A 10,155-nucleotide genomic window follows, 5' to 3' on the forward strand; every position below is an offset into this window, starting at 1 on the left:
CGCTGGGCCGCGGCATCGTCGATGCCGCGCATTGCGACGCCGCTGCCGAGTGGCCCGCGCCCGCGATCGAGGATCCCGCCGACCCCATCGCCGACTGGCGCCGCCACGACCACGTGCCGCAGGGCTTCGCGCCGCTGCCGCCGGTGTGGCGCCCGCGCCAGCGGCATGCGGGCCGCTACGACGACGACTGGCTCGCGCGCAAGCATCCGCTGCTGCCCGACGACTTCGACTACCGCTTCTACCAGTACGCCGCGCCGGGCCTGGTGCACGAGGCGCCGCTCGCGGGCGACGAGGAGCTGCAGCTGCTGCACATGCATCCCGACCATGCGCACGTGCAGGTCTGGCTGCCCGGCGTGCGGCTGAGCACGACCGTGCAGCGTGAGGACGGAAAGTCCGAGAGCGTGCCGCTGATGCTCGACGGCGTGCACGTCGACCTGCGCAGCAGCCTCGCGATGGTGTTCCTGACCTGGCGCTGCTGGGTGCCCAAGCGCGAGGGCGTCGCCCACATGGCGCTGCACGCGGTGGACCCCGACGCCCTGCTCGCCGCGGCGAGCCGGTCGGCCAGGCATGAACCGTTGACGGGGTACTAGGCTCGGGCAGGTTCCGTCGGCACCTCGTCCGCCGGCGGCGGCACGTCGGCGCCGCGCGAGACGCGCGCCACCAGGTACATGCCGGTGAACACCGCCGCCAGCAGCAGCGCGTCGCCCCACCAGGGCCGCGCGGTCTGGCTGTCGCCATAGAAGGCCAGCACCAGCAGAACGGCCACCAGGTGGGCGCAGAACACCGGCAGCGAGGCCGAGCCCATGGCCTCGAGCCAGCCCAGGCGCGGCAGCTTGCGCATCAGCCAGGGACCGAAGCGCACCGCGAGGATGCCCAGCGCCACCAGGTTCACGAGCCGCAGCGGCCCGAGCAGCCACTTGTCGAACAGCAGGTTGCGCTCCACGTCGCCACCGAACGGCGCCTGGCCGTTGATGCCGGTGTGGCGCCAGTAAAAGCAGTAGAGCGCCACGCCCGCCGCCAGCACCAGCAGCCAGGCCGGAAAGCGCAGCGGTTGCATGCCCGGCGCATTGCGGCTGGCGCCGATGGCCAGCCCCGAGAACCAGAGGAACTGCCAGGCGTAGGTGTTGAAGGCACCCATCTCGTGGTACGGCACCGGCAGGCCCAGGTGGCGCACCGCCAGCCCGTAGACCCATTCGCTGAAGCCGAACTGCGCCGCCGCCCACAGCGCCGCGCTCACCGCCATCACCGGCAGCCAGCCGTGGCGCATCGCGAAGGCCAGCACCCAGGGGCTCATGAGCATGAAAAAGATGTACATCGGCAGGATGTCGAGCAGCGCCGGTTCGTACACCAGCAGCAGCCCGTAGAGGAAGCCGTCGCGCGGCGCCGCCAGGTAGTAGGAGACCAGGTTCTTCACCGCCGGCTGGTCGATGTGCAGGCCCACGCCGGTGATCACGGTGAACAGGAACAGCAGGGTGGCCGCATGGCAGAGGTAGACCTTGAGCACGCGGCGCCAGAACGCGCTGCGCATCGACTCGACCCCGCGCACGTGGCCGATGCGGCTGTAGACCAGGCCCGCGACGAAGGCCGACAGCAGCACGAAGCCCTCGGCCGCCGAGACGAAGCCGAAGGGCTGGCCCAGCGGGTCCGTCAGCCGTGTCGGCAGGTGGGTGACGGTCATCAGCACGAGCATCAGCCCGCGCAAGGCGTCGATTTCCCAGTAGCGTTTCATCGGTTGGCGGCGGTTTCCTGACTTCGTCCGCGCGACGCTCGCCCGGGGTGAGCGATTGTAAGAAGAAGGGGCGACTTCGCAGGCTCCGGCCCACCGGCCTATGACGGACGGCACTGCCGTGGCGCCATGCAAATCGGCTACCCTCGTGCGCTGTCCTCAGGAGGAGTTAGTTGTGAACAGTTCGATGAGTGCGCGATCCCTCTGGCTGGCCATCGGCGCGGCGGCACTGGCCGCCCCCGCGTTCGCGCTGCAGATCACCAGCCTCACGCCCCAGGGCGAGGTCTCGCGCGTGCGGCAGGTGGTCGCCAAGTTCGACCAGGCCGCGGTCAACTTCGGCGATCCCAAGGCACCGGCCCCGCTGTCCGTGAGCTGCACCGACGCGCAGGCCGGCAAGGGGCAGGGCCGCTGGACCGACGCCAAGCAGTGGGTCTACGACTTCGAGAACGACCTGCCGCCCGGCGTGCGCTGCACGATCAGCCGCATCGCCTCGTTCAAGCCCGCCAGCGGCGAGCTGACCGGTCCCGAGCGCTACCAGTTCTCCACCGGCGGTCCCTTCATCCGCGACTTCGAGCCCGGCAGCTACGCCAAGATCGACGAGCAGCAGATGTTCATGCTCGAGCTCAACGGCCCGGCCACGCTCGACAGCGTGCGCGAGAACGTCTGGTGCGCGGCCGACGGCGTCGGCGAGCGCGTGCCCGTGAAGCTGATCGAAGGCGCCCAGCGCACCGAGCTGCTCAAGGCCCATGGCCGCGACAAGGCCGCCGCCAAGACGCCGCTGCGCTTCGTCACCCTGCAGTGCAACCGCACGCTGACGCCCGGCAGCAAGCTGCAGATCGTCTACGGCAAGGGCGTGGCCACGCCCTCGGGCATCGCCAACAGCGTCGAGCGCCGGCTGAGCTTCACGGTGCGCGAACCCTTCGCCGTCTCCTTCACCTGCGAGCGCGAGAACGCGCAGGCCGCCTGCCTGCCGCTGCGCCCGATGACGCTGCAGTTCAACGCGCCGGTCACGCGCAAGGTGGCCGCGGCGATCCAGCTCAAGGGCGGCGGCAAGACGCTTTCGCCCAAGTTCGACGACGAGGGCTCGGCCCAGAACGCCGACGACGTGGTGAGCTCGATCGAGTTCGCGCCGCCGCTGGCCGAGAGCACCTCCTTCAGCATCGAGCTGCCCTCGAAGTTCGAGGACGCCTCGGGCCGGCCGCTGGCCTCGCCCGACAGCTTCCCGCTGAAAGTCGCGACCGGCGCCATGCCGCCGCTGGCCAAGTTCGCGGCCTCGCCCTTCGGCGTGATCGAGCGCCTGGCCGAGCCCGACACCCCGGCCATGATGCCGGTGACGGTGCGCCGCGTGGAGCCGCAGCTGATGGTGCAGGCGCTCACGCCCGGCAAGGTCAGCGACATCAACCCGAAGACCGACGCCGAGATCATCGAGTGGCTGCGCAAGGTGCGCCGCTACGACAGCTACACCATCGCGCGCACCGAGGCGCGCAAGGACCTGCGCACGCCGCTGCCGCCGATGCTCGACAGCAGCGACAAGAGCTACGTGCAGACCCGCACGCTGTCGCTGCTCTCGGGCCAGCCGGGCGTGAAGTCGCTCGACATGCCCAAGGCCGAGAGCGGCGACCCGCGCCCCTTCGAGGTCATCGGCATCCCGCTGACGCCGGGCTTCCACGTGCTGGAGATCGCCTCGCAGAAGCTCGGCGACGCGCTGCTCGACGAACGCCTGGGCGCCAACCGCACGATGTACGTGCGCACCAGCGCGCTGGCCACCAACCTGGCCGTGCACTTCAAGCTGGGCCGCGAGAACTCGATGGCCTGGGTCACCACGCTCGACAAGGGCAAGGTGGTGGCGGGCGCGCAGGTGCGCGTGTCCGACTGCCGCGGCAAGGCCGTGGCCTCGGGCACCACCGGCGCCGACGGCACCGTGATGCTCGAGGGCGTGCCCTCGAAGGCGCCGAACTGCAACGGCGAGGACGAATACGGCGAGGGCTTCTGGTTCGTCAGCGCGCGCGCCAAGGACGAGAAGGGCGTGGAAGACCTCGCCTTCACGCAGAGCGACTGGCAGCGCGGCATCGAGCCCTGGCGCTTCAACGTGCCCACCAGCCTGCAGCCCGAGCCCGACCGCATCGCCCACACCATCTTCGACCGTACGCTGCTGCGCGCCGGCGAGACGGTGTCGATGAAGAGCCTGATCCGCACCCAGACCCGCAAGGGCTTCGGCCTGCCCGACGGCACGCCCGACACGCTGGTCATCACGCACCAGGGCAGCGGCCAGCAGTTCACCCAGCCGCTGGCCTGGCGCAAGACCGCCACCGGCGGCCTGAGCGCCGAGAACAGCTTCGCCATTCCGGCCGCGGCCAAGCTCGGCGTGTACGAGGTGCAGCTGCGCAGCGGCGGCGCCAAGAAGAACAACGACGAGAGCGACGACGAGGAGGACGGCGGCGGCCGCAGCTTCGCGACCGGCATCTTCCGCGTCGAGGAATTCCGCCTGCCGGTGCTCGAGGGCCGCATCGCGCCCAGCGACAAGAAGCCGCTGGTGGCGGCCACGGCCGTGCCCACCGACGTGCAGATCAACTACGTGGCCGGCGGCGGCGCGGCCAACCTGCCGGTGCGCGTGTCGGCCATGGTGCGCGGCAAGAGCCTGAGCTTCTCCGACTACGACGCCTTCAGCTTCAGCCCGCCGCGGCCGGTGGAGGCCGCGGGCCTGCAGGCGGCCACCGCGGCCGGCCCCGAGGCCACGGGCGGCGAGGAGGACCTCAACAGCGCGAGCGACACCCGCGTGATCGCCGACAAGCTGCCTCTCACGCTCAACAAGGACGGCGCCGGCAAGCTCACGATCGACAAGGTGCCCAAGGTCAAGGCCGCGCGCGAGCTGCTGCTGGAAGCCACCTACGCCGACCCGAACGGCGAGGTGCAGACCATCCGCAGCACGCAGACGCTGTGGCCCGCGGGCGTGATCGCCGGCATCAAGACCGAGGGCTGGGTCTCGACCGCGCAGAAGGTCAAGTTCCAGGCGCTCGCGCTCGACCTCGCGGGCAAGCCCCAGGCTGGCGTGACGCTCAACGTGCGCGCCGTGGCGCGCATCACCACCACCAGCCGCAAGCGCATGGTGGGCGGCTTCTACACCTACGACAACAAGACCGAGACCAAGGACATCGGCACCGTCTGCAGCGGCAAGAGCGACGCGCGCGGCCTGCTGCTCTGCGAGACCGAGCTCAAGGACGCCGGCGAGGTGGAACTGGTCGCCAGCGCCACCGACAGCGAGGGCCGGGATGCCCGCGCGGCCAGCTCGGTCTACGTGACCAAGCAGGGCGAGCTCTGGTTCGGCGGCGAGGACAACGACCGCATCGACGTGCTGCCCGAGAAGAAGAGCTACCAGCCCGGCGAGATCGCCAAGTTCCAGGTGCGCAGCCCGTTCCGCTTCGCGACCGCGCTGGTGTCGGTCGAGCGCGAGGGCGTGATCGAGACGCACGTGGTGCAGCTCAACGGCCAGGACCCGACGGTCACGCTGCAGGTCAAGCCCGAGTGGGGCCCGAACGCCTACGTGAGCGTGCTCGCGCTGCGCGGGCGGCTGCGCGAGGTGCCGTGGTACAGCTTCTTCAGCTGGGGCTGGAAGGCGCCGCGCGAATGGTGGACCGCCTTCTGGTACGAGGGCAAGGAGTACGTGGCGCCGACCGCCATGGTCGACCTCAGCAAGCCCGCCTACCGCCTCGGCATGGCCGAGATCCGCGTCGGCACGCGCGCCCACCAGCTCGACGTGACGGTGGCGAGCGACAAGCCCAGCTACCCGGTGCGCGGCAAGGCGCAGGTCACGATCACCGCCAAGCTGCCCGACGGCAAGCCGGCCGCCGGCGCCGAGGTGGCGCTGGCCGCGGTCGACCAGGCGCTGCTCGAGCTGATGCCCAACGACAGCTGGGACCTGCTCAACGCGATGCTGCAGCGGCGCAGCTGGGGTGTCAGCACCTCGACCGCGCAGATGGAGATCGTCGGCCGGCGGCACTACGGGCGCAAGGCCGTGCCCGCGGGCGGCGGCGGCGGCAAGGGCCAGACGCGCGAGCTGCTCGAGACCCTGCTGATCTGGAACCCGCGCGTGGTGCTCGACGCCAACGGCCAGGCCGTGGTGACGGTGCCGCTCAACGACGCGCTGACCACCTTCAAGATCGTGGCGGTGGCCGACTCGGGCACCGACCTGTTCGGCACCGGCCAGGCCAGCATCCAGGCCACGCAGGACCTGCAGATCATCAGCGGCCTGCCGCCGCTGGTGCGCGAGGACGACCAGTTCCGCGCCCAGATCACGCTGCGCAACACCACGCAGAAGGCGATGAAGGTGGAAGCCACGCCGCGCGCCACCCTGCTCACCCTGCAGCCGCAGACGGTGGACATCCCCGCCGGCGAGGCGCGCGAGGTGGCCTGGAACGTGACCGCGCCGGCGCAGCTCGCGCAGACGCGCGCCGAGGCGATCCTGTGGGAGATCGAGGCCAAGGACACGCTGGGCGGCGCGCGCGACGCGCTCAAGGTGCGCCAGCGCATCGTGCCCTCGGTGCCGCTCACGGTGCAGCAGGCCACGCTGGTGCAGGTCGACGGCCCGTTCACCATCGACGTGGCGCCGCCGGCCGACGCCCTGCCCGGCCGCGGCGGCCTGAAGCTGTCGCTGCAGCCCAAGCTGGCCGAAGGCCTGCCGGGCGTGCGCGACTGGTTCGCCAACTACCCCTTCGTCTGCCTCGAGCAGAAGACCAGCAAGTCGGTCGGCCTGCGCGACGCGAAGATGTGGCAGGGCGTGCTCGCGCAGCTGCCCACCTACCTCGACAGCGACGGCCTGGCGAGCTACTTCCCGCCGCGCGACGGCGAGGCCAACGGCGGCAGCGACATCCTGACCTCGTACCTGCTGGCGGCCACCAACGAAGCGGCCTCGCTCGACCCCGCCTTCGCGCTCGCCGACGACGTGCGCGCGCCGATGGAAGCCGGCCTGATCGCCTTCGTCGAGGGCCGCCTCACGCGCGACTTCTGGAGCCCGCGCAAGGACCTGGACGTGCGCAAGCTGGCCGCGCTCGAGGCGCTGTCGCGCTACGGCAAGGCCTCGGGCGCCATGCTCGGCAGCATCACCATCGCGCCGAACCAGTGGCCCACCAGCGCGGTGATCGACTGGCTCAACATTCTGAAGCGCGTGCAGGACGTGCCGCAGCGCCAGCAGCGCATGGACGAGGCCAACAACGTGCTCAAGGCGCGGCTGTCCTACCAGGGCACCAAGCTGATCTTCAGCACCGAGCGCGACGACTACTGGTGGTGGCTGATGACCAATGGCGACGTCAACACCGCGCGCCTGCTGCTGACGGTGATGGACGACCCGAGCTGGAAGGACGACATCGGCAAGCTCGCCAACGGCTTCATCGGCCGGCAGCAGAACGGCGCCTGGCACACCACCACCGCCAACCTCTGGGGCGGGCTGGCGCTCGAGAAGTTCAGCAAGGTGTTCGAGAGCACGCCGGTGGCCGGCATCACCGCCGCCACCCTGGGCGCGGCCAAGGCGCAGGTCGACTGGAGCAAGGTCGAGCGCGTGAAGGCCAGCGATCCGGGCGGCGCGCCGAACCAGACCACCTTCTTCGGCGCCCCGGCCTCGCCGGGCAACCTGCGCAACAACGGCATGTTCCTGCCCTGGGCCGCATCGCCCGGCGGCGCGCCGGTGCGCGACACCCTGCTCGTGACCCAGCAGGGCACGGGCAAGCCCTGGCTCACGATGCAGTCGATCGCGGCGGTGCAGCTCAAGGCACCGTTCGCGGCCGGCTATGCGATCAAGAAGACCGTGACGCCGGTCGAGCAGGCGGTGGCCGGCAAGTACACGCGCGGCGACGTGCTGCGCGTGAGCCTGGAGGTCAACGCCAGCGCCGACATGACCTGGGTCGTCATCAGCGACCCGGTGCCCGGCGGCGCCACCATCCTCGGCAGCGGCCTGGGCCGCGACTCGCAGATCGCCACCCAGGGCGAGAAGAAGTCGGGCGCCGGCTGGCCGGCCTTCGAGGAACGCAGCTTCGAGGCCTTCCGCAGCTACTACCAGTACCTGCCCAAGGGCGTGGTGAAGATGGAGTACACGGTGCGCCTGAACAACGTCGGCGACTTCGCGCTGCCGCCGAGCCGCGTCGAGGCGATGTACGCGCCCGAGATGTTCGGCGAGGTGCCGAACGAGCGCATCAAGGTCGAAGCGGCGCGCTGAAGCCGCCCGCGCGGATGACGGTTCGGCGCAACGCGCGGCCGGCCGTCATCCCGCCTTCATCTGGGTTCGTCACCATCGCCGCCACGAACCACGAGGAGTGATCCATGGGCCTGGCCATCTGCGTCGGCATGCTTGCCGAGCTGCTCGAAGACGACCCCGAGGGCGCCGAGGCGTTCGAGGAGGACCTGGCGGAAGTCAACCGCGTGCTGGCGGCCGCCGGCCTGCCGCCGCACACCGAGCCGCGCGAGGCGATCGAGTTCGACTCGCGCGCCTCGATCGAGAGCTTCCCCTATTCCTTCATCCACTACCTGCGCCGCGCCTACGCGCACCGCGTGCTCGCGCCCGACTGGGTGGCCACGCCGCTGGCCGACGACGTCGATCCCACGGCCGACCCGAAGATCCAGACCCTGCTCGACAGCGAGGACAGCCACCTGCTGTGCCACTCGGATGCCGAGGGCTTCTACGTGCCGGTGGACTTCAAGGAAGTGCTGTTCGACGAGCGCGACGAGAACGATGAAGCCGAGGAAGAGGACGAGGAGGAGGACGACGAGGACGTCGACCTCTCGCGCGGCCCCGAGGAAGACGACATCGAGGACGAGGAAGAGGACGAGGAGGACGACGAAGCCCTGGGCCTGCCCGGCGGCATGCTCGGCTCCTCGTACCGCCTGCTCGAGGAACTGGTCTACGTGGCGCCCGCGCTGGGCATCCACCTGAACAACGGCAAGCTCGGCGACGAGGAGGCCGAGCGCATCGACGCGCTGATCGAGGACGACAACGGCCTCTACCGCGAGTACGCGGCCTGGCTGCTGCTGTACGAGGCGGCGCGGCTGAGCATCGCGCACCGCACGGCGATCGTGTTCTGCTGAAGCACGCCGCGCTGGCTCGCCGGCGCGGCACGCGGTACAACGGTGGCCGGCATCCAGGAAGGACCTCTTCATGACCCGGCGACTGCTCGAAATCCGCACCTACCGCCTCAAGCCCGGCACCCTCGCGGCCTTCCACGAGGCCATGCACACGCGCGCCGTGCCCATGCTGCGCGCCAGGGGCATGGACGTGGTGAGCTACGGCCGCGGCGACCACGAGGAAGAGAGCTACCACCTCGTGCGCGCCTATGCGAGCCGCGAGGCGCTCGAGGCCGAGCAGTCGGCCTTCTACGGCTCGACCGAATGGCGCGAGGGCCCGCGCGCCGCGCTGGTGGACCGCATCGAGACCTACCTCAACACGCTGCTCTGGGCCTCGGACGAGGCGGTGGACAGCATGCGCGCGCTCAACGCGCCGGATTGAGTCCGGCCCGGCGCGCTTGTCATTCCCGGTCTTTCCCGATGGGCGCCGCGCGGCCGGCGGCCTACACTGACTCCAGCCGTTCCCATTACCCCCAACCCCGTTGCTGCGATCCGCAGAAAGGCCGCTACCCATGACCACGATGGACACGATGGAAATCGCCAACACGCTCGTCGAGCTGTGCCGCCAGGGCGCCTACGAGGAGGCGCTGACGCTCTATGCGAGCGATGCGGTGAGCGTCGAGGCCGGCGGCCCGCCCGACATGGCGCGCGAGGTGCGCGGCATCGAGGCGATCCGCGGCAAGGGCGAATGGTGGACCTCGAACCACGAGGTGCACGGCATGATCGTCGCGGGCCCGTGGCCGCACGACGACCGCTTCATCGTCGGCTTCAAGATCGACGCCACCTTCAAGACCAGCGGCGAGCGCTTCACCATGGAGGAGATGGCGCTCTACACGGTGGAAGACGGCAAGATCGTGCGCGAGGAATTCTTCTACGCCGCCTGAGCCCATGGCCCTCGAGTGGCGCCACGCGATCGACGCGGTCGACTGGGACGAGCTGTCGCGGCTCTACGAGATCGCGCCGCTGGGCCACAAGCCGCCCGAGAGCCTGAAGCAGGTGTACGCCGCCAGCCTCTTCAAGTGCCTGGTCTATGAGGACGGCCGGCTGGTCGGCGCGGGCCGCGCGCTGGCCGACGGCCTCGACTGCTCCTACATCTGCGACGTGGCGGTGCACCCCGAACGCCAGGGCACCGGCCTGGGCCGCGAGATCGTCGCCCAACTGGTAGAGCGCTCGCGCGGCCACAAGAAGATCATCCTGTACGCGGTGGCCGGCAAGGAGCCGTTCTATCGCAAGCTCGGTTTCCGCCGCATGAAGACCGCGATGGCGATCTTCCGCGACGAGCCGCTGGCCATCGCGCGCGGCCTGGTCGACGGCGACTGAGG

At 70.3% G+C, this 10,155-nt stretch carries 7 protein-coding genes; 6 read left to right on the top strand and 1 reads right to left on the bottom strand.

Annotated elements, in window-relative coordinates; genetic code table 11:
- A partial coding sequence (locus AC27VN_RS21330; RefSeq protein WP_490877803.1) for a DUF2169 domain-containing protein occupies positions 1–590 on the top strand: 590 nt, incomplete at its 5' end.
- Here the strand turns inward: AC27VN_RS21330 and opgC are convergent.
- Positions 587–1,729, bottom strand: a complete 1,143-nt coding sequence (gene opgC, locus AC27VN_RS21335; protein ID WP_490877804.1) for an OpgC domain-containing protein — start codon at positions 1,727–1,729, stop codon at positions 587–589. The genes AC27VN_RS21330 and opgC overlap by 4 nt on opposite strands.
- Positions 1,730–1,913: 184 nt before the next feature.
- Between opgC and AC27VN_RS21340 the strand changes: the two genes are divergently transcribed.
- From AC27VN_RS21340 to AC27VN_RS21360, 5 genes are all read left to right on the top strand, one after another.
- Positions 1,914–7,931, top strand: a complete 6,018-nt coding sequence (locus tag AC27VN_RS21340) for an alpha-2-macroglobulin family protein (RefSeq protein ID WP_490877808.1) — start codon at positions 1,914–1,916, stop codon at positions 7,929–7,931.
- 104 nt (positions 7,932–8,035) lie between these two features.
- Positions 8,036–8,797: a putative DNA-mimic protein gene (locus AC27VN_RS21345; RefSeq protein WP_490877805.1), complete on the top strand. Its 762-nt coding sequence runs from the start codon at positions 8,036–8,038 to the stop codon at positions 8,795–8,797.
- 70 nt (positions 8,798–8,867) lie between these two features.
- Complete coding sequence (locus AC27VN_RS21350) at positions 8,868–9,215, top strand: NIPSNAP family protein (RefSeq protein ID WP_490877806.1); 348 nt, start codon at positions 8,868–8,870, stop codon at positions 9,213–9,215.
- Positions 9,216–9,345: 130 nt separating this feature from the next.
- Positions 9,346–9,717 (top strand): nuclear transport factor 2 family protein, encoded by a 372-nt coding sequence (locus AC27VN_RS21355; RefSeq protein WP_444814270.1) that lies wholly within the window; start codon positions 9,346–9,348, stop codon positions 9,715–9,717.
- A gap of 4 nt (positions 9,718–9,721) precedes the next feature.
- Positions 9,722–10,153, top strand: a complete 432-nt coding sequence (locus AC27VN_RS21360; protein ID WP_490877807.1) for a GNAT family N-acetyltransferase — start codon at positions 9,722–9,724, stop codon at positions 10,151–10,153.
- Positions 10,154–10,155 lie beyond the last annotated feature (2 nt).

This window comes from Variovorax sp. 20P10.2.4, from assembly GCF_058244205.1.

What these genes read in the sequence shown, in the direction of transcription:
- opgC (WP_490877804.1), bottom strand. Translation starts at nt 1,729, where the DNA reads ATGAAACGCTACTGGGAAATCGACGCCTTGCGCGGGCTGATGCTCGTG.
- AC27VN_RS21340 (WP_490877808.1), top strand. Translation starts at nt 1,914, where the DNA reads ATGAGTGCGCGATCCCTCTGGCTGGCCATCGGCGCGGCGGCACTGGCC.
- AC27VN_RS21345 (WP_490877805.1), top strand. Translation starts at nt 8,036, where the DNA reads ATGGGCCTGGCCATCTGCGTCGGCATGCTTGCCGAGCTGCTCGAAGAC.
- AC27VN_RS21350 (WP_490877806.1), top strand. Translation starts at nt 8,868, where the DNA reads ATGACCCGGCGACTGCTCGAAATCCGCACCTACCGCCTCAAGCCCGGC.
- AC27VN_RS21355 (WP_444814270.1), top strand. Translation starts at nt 9,346, where the DNA reads ATGACCACGATGGACACGATGGAAATCGCCAACACGCTCGTCGAGCTG.
- AC27VN_RS21360 (WP_490877807.1), top strand. Translation starts at nt 9,722, where the DNA reads ATGGCCCTCGAGTGGCGCCACGCGATCGACGCGGTCGACTGGGACGAG.